The following is a 16,095-nucleotide window of genomic DNA, read 5'->3' on the forward strand; positions in this document are numbered from 1 at the left end:
GGTAGAGGAGGGGAACTACAGGGCTCTATTTGTGGCGAATGGGCTAAATTGGCAGAAAATCGGGGGCTTAGCGGATCCTAGTTCCCTTTGATTTCCCAATACGCTGTGTTTCGCCAAAATAGGGGAACGTAGTTCCCATTGTAGCGCGGTATGGGCTAATAAACCGGGGTACCGCCATCCAACAAATATTTGGCATAAGCCATGGGGTTATAGTAGGTGGCTTTCCATTCTTCCAGCATGTTGGCTTCTCGGAAACTGTAACGCTGATCTTTGCCGTTGCATTCAATGAATAGAGGATAACCATCCGTGGTGATCCCGATATCCAGTCCGAGGTCGGCCAAATGCGGCAAATGCATGCTTAGAAACTTCGCTACCTGAAGGGCGAACTCCGAGATTTGCTCACACACCGCGCGGGAATTCAGCGACGGATAGTCGGCCGCCAAAATTTCCGTCAACGTCCTCACTTGGCCTCCTTGCGCCACATTGGTCAAGAACAGCTTGCGTGAAGCGACCTTGGCGACGATTCCCGTCACGCCCCAATCGCCGCAGGCTCCGCGCTGCACAGATACACGCATGTCGAAGGGACGGTTGTCATAGGTAGCCAAAGGCAGGCGCTGCTGCACGAGGTAGGCGCGGCTTTGGATTTTGCGCCGCAGGGTTAACGGCAGTTGCTTGCGAAAGTTGACCTGCCGCCAAACTTTATTGCTGATTTTCAGTGTCGCGGGATAAACAAGCTGCCAGCCCGTAGGGGTTCGATCCATTTTCATCACACCGCGCCCGATGCTGGAGTTTGTTGGTTTGATAATGATAGAGTCGTAGGCACTCATCATGACTTTCATATTTTTGAGGGTGGCGGGGTAGGTGCCGGGCAGATGGGGTCTGATGGCGTCATCCAGCAGCAAGATTTCGTGAATTTGCAGCTTGCTGTACCGATTCCATCGGTTAAACACGTGAATGCCGTGCTGTGTCCAACTTTCCAGCTCCTGATCGGAGGTGGCATCCAAGTAAATGGCGCGGTTATGAATGATTTTCGGCAGGGCAATCCATTCACGTACATATCGAGTCCCTCTTTGCACATAGGCATGAACTCTCATCGTATGAATGTGAACATCCTGCATGCGGAAGTAGCAAGGGGTGATGCCAAATTGTTTGCCAGCGTCACTGTAAAAATGGATGGCTTCATATTTTGTGTTCCCTAGGGGAATGCCTTCGTATAAGGAATCGTTCACTAATATACCCACATAGGGATTGACCATTTACTTCACTCCTTAGAGTTTTTCGCCAGAAAAACTGGCGTCGAAAGCATAGGCTTAGAGTTTTTCGCCAGAAAAACTGGCTTGCCAACACGCCGCGACACGATAGAGGCTCCTTTACAGCTTATGGAAAAGCAGTGCAGCTTGTTTGTACGGATGCTGATACTTTTACGTAAGTAGCGGACAGCTGCCCAAACTTTGCCTGTATATCCGCATATGTATAGAAGAGGAAGGGGGAGTTACGTGTGAGCCAGAGACCTATGCGTGTTGTCATTGTTACGCCAGGTTCTTTTCCCATTCCCTCAGGAAAAAGCTCTTCAGTCGAACAGGTTGTCCAAAAAACGGCCGAAAAGCTCGTTACATTTATGCCCGTTTGTGTTCTGGGGAGAAGAACGAAGTATCAACCAAGAAGTGAAATGCGGAAAGGATGTACGTATATAAGGCTTCCTTACGGGGGCTCTCGTTCCTATATTTCCGCCGTATCTCGGCAAATCGCGATGCGAAAACCCAGCGTCATTCAGGTTGAGAATCGGCCGCATTTCGTGCTCTATCTGCGCAAACGTTTTCCAAGATGCTTCATTAGTCTGGTGCTGCACTCAAAAATATTTATTTCCCTGCCTTATATCTCGCAGAAATATTTGAAGGCATGCCTAGCCGCGGCGGATGTCGTGATCGTCAATAGCGATTATCTCAAGCAGGCAGTGCAGGCGAAAGTGCCGTCCGCCGCACATAAAATTGTGACGCAGCATTTGGGCGTGGACGTTACCAAATTTACGTCAAGATGGTCTCCGGAGGGGAATGAATCCCGCACTCAAATGTTGCAAAAGCTCGGCTATGAGAATCGGAAGATCATTCTTTTCGTAGGTCGGCTTATCCCGAGAAAAGGGGTGCACCATCTGCTCAAAGCGATGAAAACGGTGATTCAGACGGAGCCGAATGCGGTCTTAATTCTAGTCGGCGGCGCCTTCTATGGCTCCAGGAGATCGACGGCTTACGTGAAAAGGCTGTACCGGGAAGGGAGCAAGATGCCTCAGAATGTGAAATTCGTCCCCTACACGTCACACACTGATATCCCGAAATGGTATCACCTCGCTGACGTTGTTGCCGTGCCTTCCGAGGAAGGAGAAGCTTTTGGACTCGTAAACATTGAGGCTATGGCATCCGGAGTTCCCGTCGTAGCGACAAACTCGGGCGGGATCGGCGAGGTCATTAAAAATGGGACGGTCGGATATTTAGTGGATTTGGGTAAGATCGAGTCGGACCTGCCCCTTTATTTATTGCGTCTTTTGGCAGATGAAGAGCTGAGACGAGCTATGGGGGAACAAGGTATTCAAAGAGTCGATCAATTGTTCACGTGGGATAAGGCGGCAGAAACGAGATATGAGTTATACAAGCATAAATTGGGGAGGTAACTATTTATCTGGGTGTCCGCACATTTTTCAGGGCTAACGTACATCTGGGATGGAGCTTGAATATGTTACAAATGACCAATTTATGTGGAATGGAGAGGAGTCTATGAGTAAGCGTAAGAGCAGCAGCAACAGAGAAAGGCCTTATGTGCAAAAAGTGAACTCCCGAACAAATGAGTTGAAATGGCTCGATGAAAGTGAACAGCCTTCACCTGCTCCGGTTAAGCAGGAGAAAGCGGAAACAAGTCCAAAGGTTACACCCGTTGAAGCAAGTCTTACTCCCAAAACGACGACGGCCAAAACACCGATAGTGAAAACGGGGATTGTTGAGCCAGCCAAGGTGAATAAGCCTGCAACGGTGGTAAATGTATCTCAGACCTCCGTGCCGGCACCTCCGCTGCTGCTGCTTTCTGAGCGTAAAACAGGCAAATTTGTAAACCCTGTCGTCTATACGGATGATATCGTGGAAGAAGCGATTACTTGGGAGAAAATCGCGAATCGTTCGGTTGACGAAAGTAAAATCAAGCCGCAGAGCATCGGGACTAAAGTCATTAAGGATTTTGCGATCGATCAATCAAAGTTAGCATCAGCCAGCGTGACGCGTGATAAAATCGCCGGCCATAGCATTTATGATGAACATATCGCTCCGCACAGCATTTCCGGTGATAAAATCCAGGATCAAACGATTCCCGGAAGCAAACTGCTGGATAACAGTATCACAGCGGATAAGCTTGCCGATCAAACGATTGATTCCATTAAGATTGCGGACGGCTCCATTTTATCGCAGCATTTATCCGAGTTGGTTATTACGAATGAGCTGATTGACGACCAGTCGATTACAGCTGATAAAATACGTAGCGGTGCAGTGCAGGCCAAACATATTTCCAATTATAGCATCGACACCGCCAAGCTGATGGATGCAGCGATAACGACGGATAAGTTAAGAGATCAAGCGGTTACGGAAGAAAAAATCGCGAATGAAAGCATTTGCTCCGTTCATATCCAGCCTAAAGTTATTTTCAACGAACATTTGGCCGATGGAAGCGTTCAGAGCCGGAGTATTGCGCCAGGTCAAATTGAAGCCGATCACATCGCTGACGGGGCCATCGACAGTTACCATCTGGAGAATCAGATTATTACAGAGGATAAACTCGCTCCTTTATCGGTCACAGAGGAGAAGTTGGCCAATCAAGCCGTAACGACTCAAAAGATCGCCCCGTTGTCGATTGAAGCTAAGCACATCGTGAAGTCTTCGATCCGCACGGAGCACTTGGCAGACGGGTCTATCCAAACCTCACATCTTGCTTCCGGCGTGATTCAATCCGGACATCTGGCAGAAGGTGCGGTGCACGCCAAACTGATCCAGGATGGCTCCATTACGGCAGACAAACTTGCTGCAAATGCAGTAGAGGATAAACATATTTTCCCGAAAGCCATTCAAATCGGACATCTCGCTGACAATATCATTTCCAATGCGAAGCTGCAGGATGAATCGATTACGTCTTCGAAGCTGGTGGAAAGTTCGATTGAAGCCAAACATATCCAACAGCAGGCGATTCAGAGCGAACATCTTGCCAACAACAGCATATCCAATGCCAAGCTGCAAGATGAGTCGATCACTTCATCCAAGCTGGTTGAAGGCACGGTTGAAGGCAAACATATCCGGCAGCAAGTGATTCAAAACTGGCATCTGGCTGACGGCATTGTTTCCAGCTCGAAATTGCAAAATCAATCCATTACATCAAGCCATTTAACAGAGAATCTCATTGAGGAAAGGCACATCAGCGAAGGGGCAATCACGCAGCTGCATTTGGCCGATGGGATCATTTCTACCTCCAAATTGGAAGAGGGAGCTGTGACGACAGATGTATTGGCGGCAGGCAGTGTAGATACGTCGAAGCTGAAGTCGCAAAGCGTGACATCCGATAAGCTTGCGGTAAGTTCAATAACCGCCGAGCATTTGAACCAAGGCATCGTTGCGAGTGAGCATTTGGCCGAAGGGGCGATTCTTGGTATCCACTTTTCGCCAGAGACGATTGGAACGACACACCTGCTCGATGGGATCATTACGAGTGAGAAGCTGGGCTTAGGCGCTATCCGCTCGGAGCATATCGGAAATGGCGAGATTGGCGCTGAACAAATCGTGGAATCGGCGATCGGGCGCGATCATATTGCTGAAGAGGCCGTGACAACGCAGCATTTGCAGGATCAAACGATTACGACAAGTAAAATTGCTGAAGAAGCGGTGACGGGTACGAAAATTGCTTCCATGAGCATTGAAACTCGTCATCTTCAGGAAAATAGTATCGATGGCAGCCATCTGAAGCCGGGGGCGATTTCGTCCCAGCACTTGGCGCAGGGCTCGATTACACTTAATATTTTCGCTGACAGGAGCTTGGATGGAACGAAGTTAATGGAACAATCCATTACCGGAGAAACGCTTGCGAAAGCGGCAGTCACCGAAGATAAGCTGGCGAATGGCGCCGTTAGTTCGCAGCATATGCAACCGGGAGCAATTTCTACCAGGTCATTGCAGGAGCAGGCCGTAACAACTAGCAAACTAGGTGAGCAGGCTGTTACTGAAGCTAAACTGGCTGATTCCAGCGTAACGGGTCGTAAAATCTCCAACAAGTCCGTGCACAGCGAGCATATTGTTGACGGCGCAATTACGGCAGCGAAGCTGGCTAATGAGAGCATTCATGGCAGTAAGCTGGTAGCCGGTGCGTTAAGCTCAAGGCATTTGGCCGATGGAGCGATCAGCAGCGCGAAGTTGGCTGCACGGGCGATTGGCAGCGAGCACATCGCGGAAGGGGCTGTGACCGGCGCGAAGCTGGCGAAGGAAAGCGTGGATAGCACGAAGTTGACAGCTGGTGCTGTGACCGGCGATAAGCTGGCCGATGGAGCCGTTAGTGGAGCGAAGCTTGGACTTGGCGTAATCGCTAATGAGCATCTGGCAGAAGCGGCGGTCGAAAATAACAACCTTGCGGCGAATTCCGTGGATGGCACCAAAGTGAGCCTTGGCGCGATTAGCAATTATCATCTTGCGGATAGCTCGGTGTATGGCGCGAAATTGGCGACAGGCAGTGTGGACAGCAGCAAGCTGACGGCTGGCGCTGTGAACCATGAGCACATCGTGGACGGTGTGATTGACGCCAGTAAGCTTGCAAAAGGCAGCGTGGACGGCAGCAAAGTGGTTCCAAGTGCTATTCAACGGGAACATTTGACGGATAGTATCATTGATTCCACGAAGCTGGCGGAAGGCGCTGTGCTCCGAAGCCATCTGGTGGCAGGGATCGTTGATGCGTCGAAGCTGGCGGACAGCAGTGTCGTTAGCTCTAAGCTGGCAGTAGGTGCTGTAAAAACAGATCATCTGGTTGACGGGGTCATCAATGGAGCGAAGTTGGCACCCGGCAGTGTGGACAGCAGCAAATTGGTGTCCGGCGCCGTGAACAGCGATCACATTGCACCAGGTGCAGTGAACGGCAGCAAGCTGGCGGCGCTTAGCGTGGACGGCAGCAAACTCGTAGATAACGCGGTGAGCAGCGAGCATCTTAGTGTGAGCTCGGTGACAGGCGCGAAACTGGCAACAGGCAGTGTGGACGGCAGTAAGCTGGTAGCCGGTGCAGTAAGCAACTACCATCTCGCTGACGGCGTAGTGGATGCTGCGAAGCTGGCGGCTGGCAGTGTCGACGGCAGCAAGTTGACCGCTGGCGCAGTGAACGGCAGCCATATCGTGGATGGCGCGATTGACAGCGGCAAGCTGGCTGCGAACAGCGTAGACAGCAGCAAATTGACCGCTGGCGCAGTCACAGGAGATCATTTGGCAGACGGCGCCCTGTTTGGCGCGAAACTGGCGGCAGGCAGCATTGACGGCAGCAAACTAGCCTCCAACGCGATCAGCAGCTACCATTTATCCGCCGGCAGTGTGGATGGCAGCAAGTTGGCAGCCGGTGCGGTGGGCAGCGGACATCTTGCGGAAGGTGCTATAGACGGCGGGAAACTGGCGGCAGGCAGTATCGATAGCAGCAAGCTTGCAGCCGGCGCGGTAAACGGCAGCCACATCGCGGATGGCGCGATCGACAGCAGCAAACTGGCTGTGAATAGCGTGGACGGCAGTAAATTGGCTCTGGGCACAGTGACGGCAGATCACTTGGCCGACGGCGCGTTGAGCGGTTCGAAGCTGGCGGCAGGCAGCATCGATGGCAGCATTTTGGCAGCCGGTGCGGTGAGTGGCGAACATCTTGCGGAAGGTGCTTTGAATGGCGCTAAGCTCCAAGCGAACAGCATCGATGGCAGCAAGCTGGCTTCCGGCTCGATTAGCGCTTTCCATCTTGGAGCAGGCTGCGTGGACAGTTCCAAACTGGCCGCTAACAGCGTGGATAGCGGCAAGCTGGCGCCGGGCAGTGTGGACGGCAGCAAGCTGGTAGCTAGCTCGATTAGCAGCTTCCATCTGTCGCCGGGCAGTGTAGACAGCGGTAAAATCATCGCCGGCGCCGTTCATGGGGAACATCTGGCTGAGGGCGCAGTCGAAGGTACGAAGCTGGCGGCTGGCAGTGTGGATGAGAGCAAGCTTAGCTTCAATGCCGTGCATACTCCTGCGGCAAAGCCGGCGGCTCTGCAACAATTCGGGTTGGTTCCTTTTGAATTGAAAGTGCAGGACGAAATCGTCGAGGTCACGTTACTCTTTGATGAGCCTTATGCGGATGTTAACTATGTCATCACAGCGACAACCAGCCACTCTTCGTGTTATGCCGTAATCAAACAAAAACAAACGCATTCAGCCCAAATGATTATTGTGCGTTCCCGTTTCTCACCGGACGCGTACGGAATCATAAACTGGATTTCCATAGGAACAAAAGGATAATGGCTTCCTCCAAAAGGATCGCGTCTCATGTGCGTGATCCTTTTTTTTGTGTGATTCGCGGAGCTTTTTTTGGATATGTACAATCATTTATGCGTCTTGAAGAATAGGATAGAGAATAACCCTAAATGGCATGTATCTACGAAAGGAGGACTTTCATGAAAATTGCCTTAGTCTGCCCGGATTCTTTGCCCTGTCCACCGATCAAAAGCGGAGCGATTGAGTTATTGATTGATCGCATGGCTCCTTGCTTAAGCAGATTGGGCCATTCGGTTACGGTTTTTTCGATACAGGATCCTTCGCTCAGTAATGATGAACGGATGAATGGTGTGAGATTCATTCGTTATGACCAATCCACTTATTTCAATGATGTGCTGAGCTACTGTGAAAAACGATTGTTTGACGTAGTTCAATTATTTAATAGACCGAATTGGGTTGAAGAAATGAAGCGAGCCGTTCCGGATGCCCGCGTTTATTTATCGCTTCACAACTTATTAATCAATCACGAGACTCGTGACCAGGCTGCACTTCAAGCTTACGAACTAGCCGATCATCTCATTACGGTCAGTAAATTCGTTGCACAGGATATCATCAAAGCCATTCCTGCAGTCAGTAGCAAAATCACCACGCTCTATACGGGAGAAGATCCTAAGCGATTTACGCCTCATTTTACAAGGGAAGGTAAAAAGATTGCTGACAAGCTAAAAGGGGAATTAGGTATTCCTCCTGGCTTCCATGTCGTCCTCTTTGTCGGCAGGCTGCTGCCCAAAAAAGGGTGCCATCATCTAATTAACGCCATGAAGCTCGTTATCAGAAAATATCCCAAAACAGCGCTAGTGATCATTGGCAGCAAGTGGTATGGTGACCGGACCATTAGCACCTATGTCACGAAACTTCGAAAAAGAGCTTTGGCTGTGTCCTCTTATATATATTTTACCAATTTTATACCGGTAGACAGGCTTCCCAGCTATTATACAATGAGCGACGTGCTTGTGGTCCCATCCCAATGGCAGGAGCCGCTTGCAAGAGTTCAATATGAGGCTATGGCAGCCGGCATACCGATCATCAGCTCGAATCGAGGCGGGAATCCCGAGCTTGTTCAAAATGAGAAAAACGGTTGTATCATTGATCTTTATACAGATCCAAGAGCTTACGCTCAGGCTATTATCACCTTATTAAACAACCGCGAAAAACGCATCCGAATAGGACGCGAGAACAGGAAATTGATTACGGATCGTTATAACTTTGAGAAGTATGCGCAACGACTATCGAATCTATATCAAACTACATCAAACCGTATACGATTGGAGTGAACAGGGTGAGGATTGCTTTGGTTTGTACGGAAATGCTAACCGTTCCTTCTATTCGGGGAGGAGCTATTCAGATTTTCATCGATGGCGTGATTCCCTATTTAAGCGAGAGCCATGAAATAACGGTATTTTGCATAAAAGATAATGACCTTCGTGACCGGGAGGTAGTAAAAGGTGTGACCTATATCCGGGTGCCGAAAAATGATTATCAAATAAACGTCGCCAACGAGTTGAAAAAGTTGAAGGCCAGTAATCGGACATTTGATGTTATCCATGTGTTTAACCGTCCCATGTATGTCCCTATTATCAAGCAGGCTATGCCTGAGAGCCGGGTTGTTTTGAGCTGTCATAATGAGATGTTTCGCCAACAGAAACTGCCGGATGACAAGGGTCGCCATGTGGTGAAAATAACCCACAACATCATGTCTATCTCCAATTACATTGGAAAAACGATCGTGGATCGTTTCCCTGAAGCTGCAAGTAAAGTGAAGACGGTGTACTCTGGTATCAATCTGGATCAGTACAAACCCATATGGCGAGAGGATGCTCAGGCCGAAAGAAAGGCATTGCGCAAAAAATACGGCGTCGAAAATAAAAAGGTTGTGTTATTCGTTGGACGGCTGTCCGCCAATAAAGGGGCAGATGTTCTGCTGCAGGCCATGCAGCGGGTCGTCCAAAAACATAATGACGCCGTGCTGGTCATCGTCGGAAGCAAATGGTTCAGCGATAACCGTGTAGACGATTATATCTCGAATTTGCGAAGGCTTGGCGATTCGCTGGGGAAAGACAGAGTTGTGTTCACGAACTTTGTGCCTCCCAGCAAGATTCCCTCGATTTACCTGCTCGGGGATGTGTTCGTCTGCAGTTCCCAGTGGCAGGAGCCGCTGGCCAGAGTGCACTATGAGGCCATGGGGGCGGGCCTCCCGATCATTACGACGAATCGCGGGGGCAATGCCGAGATCATTTCAAACCATAAGAACGGTATCGTCATAAGCGCCTATACCGATCCATGGGCATTCGCGAACTCGATCAGCCACATTTTCACGAATCCTTCGAAAGCGAATGAATTAGGTCGTGCTGGCCGCAAATTTGTGGAGGGCAACTATGGGTTTCAGCATGTTGCCAAGCGATTGCAAGAGCTGTATGTGTGAGGGTACGACAGCGGGGAGTGGGAAGGCCAACTTTACGGTTGGCCTTTTTGGGTTGTGGGGCGGCTCCGCGTTAGGGGCTGCCGCCAACGGTTGGGTAGGGCGGAGCCGGTGGGGCCAGAGCAAGGGCAGGGGCTGGAGCTGGGACCGGGGCGGGAGGAGGACCAGAACCCGGACCAGGACCAGAACCCGAGTTTGCCGCCCGGCTGAGGGGAACCACAGGCCGCTATTTCGGCGAAATAGACCGTTTTCGCACGGAAGGGGAACTAGGGTTCCTTATTTCAACGGATTTGGCTGAAATTCCGCCCAAATCGTTGAAATAAGTCCCAATAGTTCCCCAAGAATGTGAAAACGGTCCGAAACGCAGAAATAGTGCCCTCAGGTTCCTCTATGTGCTGAAAGGCGAGCATTCACTGATGCGCCTCAGCTAAAGTAGCTGGAAAAACTACCTTTAATCTTCCTGCTCAGTGGCAGGGAACGAAATAACGGTAGAAACCACAGCTAAATTGCCGATAGGAGGCGAGAATTGGGCATACTCAGCTACTTAGGAAAAAGTGGAACAATTGCAGCAAATAGCAGGAGAAATCGGCGTTATCTACAAGTAGCATGTGCTATGTACGAAGGCCAACCGCAAGGTTGGCCTTTTTAAGGGTTTGGGGCGGTTGAGGGCGACTGCGAAACGGCTGCGAGGAGCAGCGTGTGGCGGTGCTTAGTCGCCCGCTCTGCGCCGTCGTTTCCGCCAACGGCCAAGCCGCTTAAGACAACGACTCCTCCTCCAGCCACTGCACGAAGCGCGCAATGCCAACCTCCAAGCTCGTCGATGGCGTGTAGCCGAGTAGTGTGCGCGCTTTCTCGAAATTGGCCCATGTTCGCGGGACATCGCCGATCTGCATCGGCTTCCAGTGGATGATTGCTTTCTTGTTCATCGCATTCTCCAACACGGTGACAAGGTCCAGTAAACTGGTCGGGTGGTCGTTCCCGAGGTTAAACACTTCGTAGCCGGGATGGTCGAAGTCGATGGATTTACGGATGCCGGCAACGATATCGGCTACATACGTATAATCGCGACTGGTCGTGCCGTCTCCGAACAGAGAAAGCGGTTCGCCTTTTGCGATTTTTTTGGCGAACAGATGAATAGCCAGATCCGGCCGCTGCCGGGGACCGAATACGGTGAAGAAGCGCAGAGCGACAATAGGCAAGCCGAAGCAATGGCTGTAGCTGCGGCACAGCGCTTCGCCTGAAGCTTTGGTGGCGCCGTATGGCGAGGCGATGAGCAGGGTAGGGTCCGTTTCCGAGAACGGCACCTTGTCATTCAAGCCGTACACTGAGCTGGACGATCCAAAAACAAACTTGGAAACGCCGTATTTGACGGCAGCATCCAGCAGATTGACCGTGCCCGCAAGATTGACGTCGACGTAGGTGCTCGGAATTTCGAGGGATGGCCGGACCCCGGCTTTGGCGGCCAGATGGACGACGGCGTCCGGTTTCCAAGCGCTGAAGATGCGGTCCATACCGGCTCTGTCGCGAATGTCGGCTTCGATTAGTTCATATTTAGGTGAACGCAAGTGATTCTGAATGTTGTTCTCTTTCACTTTGCGCTCATAGTAGTCGTCAAAGTTATCGATCACAAGCACTTCGTAATTATCGTCCAAGAGAAGAGAGTCCACCAGGTGGCTTCCGATGAATCCCGCCCCCCCGGTAACCAGAATTTTTTGTTTCATCATGGTTTCCTCCTTGGCTGCTTGATCATAATGCGCTTATCCAAGCGCGGACAGAATCGTCTTTGACGGGATGGGCAAACATGACTTCCGACTTCTGTGAAGCCGCTTGAATTTCTTGCAAGGAAATATTCGGCCGATAGCGGAAGCACTGTCTGATTTTGCTGGGATATTCTTGGCATCTGGCTCCACACTGCATGGCTAACGTCATGTACAGGATTTCTCCCAGCGCAAAAACATCCGTTTTAGCAAGAATTTGCTCAAACAAAGGTTTGTTCACTCTGGCCAGCATCTTCTTCACAAGGCTATGCCGGTAAACCTGCATCGGGTTGAACGTGCCGTAGAAGTGATTGCTTTGGAAAAACGGCTGCCAAAGTCCCCACTCCTTCCACATGCCAAGCGCCGTTGTCCAATTGCTTTTGTGAGGCGTCTTCTCTGTTTTGAGAGCCTCTACTAAACAATCGTAGTCCTCCATGTGATTGCTCAGGAACGACTCAAATCCGCCGTGAATGAACATCACGTCATATTCGGTATACACCAAATATTCGTAGGGAATTCGCATATCTTCCAGCCATCTCATGACGTCGTAGAAGAATCTCCCAGTCCGTCCTCTGCGCAAGGGTCTGCTGTACGGACAATAGAGGATGTGCTCGCTCTGGCAGACCTCTTTGCCGAAATTCCTGTCTGTGCCGCCATTATAAAGCACGATAAAAGCATTCGGGTTATACTTCCGAAGGTTTCTAATTTGTTGGCGAAGCGCAGGTTCGTTCTCGTGGGCTAATAGAGCGAAACAAATCATGCGGCTTCCTCCTTTATTTTTTAAGGTTGAAAATCCAATCGCGAACATCAGCGTCCTTGACCGGATGGACGAACATGACCTCAGACCGCTGACTGGCCTCTTTGGCGTCGTCCAGACGAATGCGATGGTACACGCGAAGGTAATCTACACTCGGTTTAGGGTAAGCTTTTAAGCGTCCGCCGCATTTTTTGGCCAGCGTAATATAGAGCATCTCGCCTAAGGCGTATACGTTCGTAGCGCTAAACAACTGTTCCAGCATAGGCGTATCAATGATAGCCAACATCCGCTTCAGGATGGAACGCCTATACACTTGCATCGGATTAAAGGTCCCATAGAAATCGTCCGTCTGGAAGAACGGCTTCCAGCGGTGCCATTCCTTCCACATCGTTTTGCCGGGAATCCACCAATTGCGCTTGCGGTCCTTCTCATGGCGGATTAATTTCACCAGAGCGTCGTGGTCTCTAAGCTCATTCTCGACCATACGTTCAAATCCGTGATTGACGAACATCACATCATATTCGGTGTAGACTAAGTAATCGTAGTTGACGTTCTTCTCCTCTAGCCATCTCATGACATCATAATAGAAACGCCCCGTCTTCCCCTTCTGCAAAGGCCTGCTGTACGGGCAGTACATAACTTTCATTTTTTTGCAAAGGGCTTTGCCGAAGTTTGCATCCGGTCCGCCGTTGTACAAAACAATGAGTACGTTATTCGGGTTATATCTGCGAATGTTACGGATTTGTTTGTAGAGGGCGTTTTCATCAGCATGCGCTAATAGTGCAAAACAGAGCATGTTCCAGCCTCCTAGGGTTGATTAAAAATCCAATCACGAACTTCAGCGTCTTTCACGGGATGAACGAACATAACGTCAGACCGGCTTTTAGCCTCTTTGATTTCTTTCCGTGTAATGGCGGGGCGGAATCGTAGAAACCGTTTGGTGTTATCCCCGTAAATTTTACATTTGCCACCGTATTTTTTGGCTAATGTAATGTATAACATTTCACCTAGACAAGGGATATTCGACGTATCAAACAGATGCTCCAGGCGCTTCTTATTCAGTCCTCCAAGCATCTTCTTAATGATGCCATGACGGAAGACGGACATCGGGGAGGAGGTGCGGTAGAAGGCATCGGACTCGAAAATCGACTTCCACCGTTCCCAGTCCTTCCACATGTCTCTGGCAGGAGGCCACGAGGCATTCTTCGGATCGACTTCTTTGCGGAGTATTTTAACCAAGCAGTCGAAGCCATCCATTTTACTTAACAAGTACTCACGAAACCCGCCATTGACAAACATGATGTCATATTCCAAATAAACCAGGTACTCATAGGCTATTTTTTTATCCTCAAGAAACCTCATGACATCATAGAAAAACCGGCCGCTGGTACGCTGCTTCAAAGGACGGCTATAAGGACAGTACAGGACATTCTCGTCTTCGCAAACTTTTTTACCGAAATTCGTATCCTGACCGCCGTTGTAGAAGACGATTTGGACATCCTGGGGATTATATTTGCGGATATTCCGAATTTGATTACGCAATGCTTGTTCATTCTCGTGAGCTAATAAAGCCATACAGATCATGAATGCAGCCTCCTCTGCCTATACGCTTATTTCTGAATCTCGTTATGGAAAAGCGTTAACGCACGAGCGACGGCCTGATCCATATTGTAGTATTTGTAATCAGCCAATCTTCCCGCAAACAGCACGGTATCTTTGATTTTGTCAGCTTCCGCTTGATACAGCTTGTAGAGTTCTTTGTTTTCATCGCGCGGAATCGGGTAATAAGGTTCATTTTTACCTATGGTATAGGTTTCAGGGTACACGTAAGAAATGGTTGTTTTGGGAGATTGCTGGCCCGTGAGATGCTTCTGCTCCAGGACCCTTGTGTAGTCGTATTCATGCGGATAGTTGACCGTTCCGACTTCCTGATGATACTCGGTATCCAGCGTGTCAAATTCAAAGCGCATGCTGCGGTATGGAAGCTGACCGTGCATATAGTCGAAGTACTCATCAATCGGACCTGTATAGATCATTCGTTTGTACGTTATTTCGCCGATGAGCTCTTTGTAGTCGGTGTTTAGCAGGGTTTTAATATTCGGATGATTGAGCATTTTGTTGAACATAGGCGTATAGCCGTGTTTGGGGAGTCCTTGATAGGTGTCTTGAAAATAGCGGTTATCCCGTGAGATGTAGACAGGGACTCTTGCGGTTACAGACGGAGCAAGTTGTTCCGGATCTAACTCCCAGTGCTTCAGCGTGTATTTGTAGAAAACGTTTTGATAAATAAAATCGGCCAAGTCGCTTAGTTCTCCGCTTGCGCTTTGGCGAAGCTTCAAGATCGGCACTTTGACGCCATAACCGAAGTGGTCAATCAGCAGCGCTTCCAGCTTTTCTGCATATTTGGGAGGGAACAAGGCGTAGATGGAGTTGAGATTAAAAGGGACAGGCACCTTCTTGCCGTCAATCACCACGCGCACTTCATGAAAGTAAGGACGCCATGGGGTGAACATGGAGAGGTAATTCCAAACCATGCTCGAGTTCGTATGAAAGGTATGGGAGCCGTACTTATGAATCAGTATGCCGTGTTCGTCATAGCAGTCATAGGAGTTGCCGCCAATATGATCTCTTTTGTCGACAATCAGGACCTTCTCTCCCCGTTGGGAGGCAATTCGCTCTGCCAGCGTTGCGCCTGTAAAGCCTGCGCCAATGATTAACCAATCTGTTTTCATTACTCGACCTCCTGAACGTTGGGTTGTGCCGCTAGTCTAGTTTCCAATTGGTTTTTTTCGCATATTTGAGATACTCATCTTTAAACTTGGGATTGTGCCAGCTGTTCCACGGTTTTTTATCTGTAGTGTAATGAATGATGGCCGGAGCGAAACGCTGATGGTGGGAACGGTGCACTTGATAGTTCCATTTGGGGTCGAGCTTTAGCCACTTCTCGTGAAGAACGGCGTTTAAAGCATCCTGATCCATGAATTTAAGCTTCTCTGGATTTTTTCTCATATAATGTAGAACTTTCTCCGAGGTTTGATTATCACGCCATTTTTTCAAGTTCAGAAGCAGCACGCCTGCGTTAAAATAGCCAAATTTTTCAGGAATGGCAAGTTCTTCGAAACGAAGCACTTTACCGGGGATCGGCACAGCGCCGAGATGGTACTTATCAATGTTGACATCCCACAGGTTGGTAATATCCTCTTTCACAATGAGATCACAATCCAAGTAAAGCGCTTTGCGGACATCCTTCGGCAAGAGGGCTGGAATCGCAATTCGATAGTAGGTTTCTTTACTCAAATGATAACGAACGACGACATCTTGAAAGAGAGAGTCCTCTACCGTTAAAAAAGAAAGCTCCACTTGGTAGGATTTCAAGGCATTATGAAGCTTCTGCTTGTTCTCGTTAGATATTTTGCCGTCGATCACATAGAGGGAGAGGGGCCGATTCGTTGATTTATGTTCGAATAAGGAAGTAAGCATCACTGCCAAATGCTTCACGTACTTGTCATTGGTAGCCACGACGATATGGATTCTTTCCAAGCGTAATCCTCCTTCGCACACATTGGTTTTTACCCGTCTAGATATTTGTATTACCGGAGG

At 49.5% G+C, this 16,095-nt stretch carries 11 protein-coding genes; 4 read left to right on the forward strand and 7 right to left on the reverse strand.

Translation table 11 applies throughout. The features are described 5' to 3' along the window. Nucleotides 1-155 precede the first annotated feature (155 nt). Entirely contained in the window at nt 156-1,256 is a 1,101-nt protein-coding gene (locus PCH02S_RS23675; RefSeq protein WP_127456569.1) for a YheC/YheD family endospore coat-associated protein, read from the reverse strand. A gap of 242 nt (nt 1,257-1,498) precedes the next feature. On the opposite strand from PCH02S_RS23675, the gene PCH02S_RS23680 reads away from it, so the two are divergent. From PCH02S_RS23680 to PCH02S_RS23695, 4 genes are all read left to right on the forward strand, one after another. Continuing rightward, nucleotides 1,499-2,665: a glycosyltransferase family 4 protein gene (locus PCH02S_RS23680; RefSeq protein WP_246069227.1), complete on the forward strand. Its 1,167-nt coding sequence runs from the start codon at nt 1,499-1,501 to the stop codon at nt 2,663-2,665. Nucleotides 2,666-2,768: 103 nt separating this feature from the next. Continuing rightward, on the forward strand, nt 2,769-7,526 hold the full coding sequence (locus PCH02S_RS23685; protein ID WP_164819709.1) for a WIAG-tail domain: 4,758 nt from the start codon (nt 2,769-2,771) through the stop codon (nt 7,524-7,526). Nucleotides 7,527-7,681: 155 nt separating this feature from the next. Beyond that, a complete protein-coding gene (locus tag PCH02S_RS23690; RefSeq protein ID WP_164819710.1) occupies nt 7,682-8,836 on the forward strand; it encodes a glycosyltransferase family 4 protein in 1,155 nt (384 codons plus the stop codon). Between the two features lie 5 nt (nt 8,837-8,841). Continuing rightward, the gene (locus PCH02S_RS23695) at nt 8,842-9,984 is read left to right on the forward strand and encodes a glycosyltransferase family 4 protein (protein WP_246069228.1); all 1,143 of its coding nucleotides are present in this window, start codon (nt 8,842-8,844) and stop codon (nt 9,982-9,984) included. A gap of 752 nt (nt 9,985-10,736) precedes the next feature. Here PCH02S_RS23695 and PCH02S_RS23700 read toward each other — a convergent pair. From PCH02S_RS23700 to PCH02S_RS23725, 6 genes are read right to left on the reverse strand one after another with little or no spacing between them, the layout of a single operon-like run. Further along, nucleotides 10,737-11,705 carry a GDP-mannose 4,6-dehydratase gene (locus PCH02S_RS23700; protein ID WP_307719947.1) on the reverse strand — a complete coding sequence of 323 codons (969 nt, stop codon included), beginning with the start codon at nt 11,703-11,705 and terminating at the stop codon, nt 10,737-10,739. 22 nt (nt 11,706-11,727) lie between these two features. Next, nucleotides 11,728-12,498 (reverse strand): hypothetical protein, encoded by a 771-nt coding sequence (locus PCH02S_RS23705; protein WP_127456572.1) that lies wholly within the window; start codon nt 12,496-12,498, stop codon nt 11,728-11,730. A 13-nt stretch (nt 12,499-12,511) separates the two neighbouring features. Further along, nucleotides 12,512-13,291: a hypothetical protein gene (locus PCH02S_RS23710; RefSeq protein ID WP_127456573.1), complete on the reverse strand. Its 780-nt coding sequence runs from the start codon at nt 13,289-13,291 to the stop codon at nt 12,512-12,514. 11 nt (nt 13,292-13,302) lie between these two features. Next, entirely contained in the window at nt 13,303-14,079 is a 777-nt protein-coding gene (locus PCH02S_RS23715; RefSeq protein ID WP_127456574.1) for a hypothetical protein, read from the reverse strand. Nucleotides 14,080-14,105: 26 nt separating this feature from the next. Continuing rightward, nucleotides 14,106-15,227, reverse strand: a complete 1,122-nt coding sequence (glf, locus tag PCH02S_RS23720; protein ID WP_127456575.1) for a UDP-galactopyranose mutase — start codon at nt 15,225-15,227, stop codon at nt 14,106-14,108. Nucleotides 15,228-15,258: 31 nt separating this feature from the next. Further along, a complete protein-coding gene (locus tag PCH02S_RS23725; RefSeq protein WP_164819711.1) occupies nt 15,259-16,035 on the reverse strand; it encodes a glycosyltransferase family 8 protein in 777 nt (258 codons plus the stop codon). Nucleotides 16,036-16,095 lie beyond the last annotated feature (60 nt).

Origin of the sequence: Paenibacillus chondroitinus NBRC 15376 (genome assembly GCF_004000765.1) — a bacterium.
Lineage (GTDB): Bacteria > Bacillota > Bacilli > Paenibacillales > NBRC-103111 > Paenibacillus_E > Paenibacillus_E chondroitinus.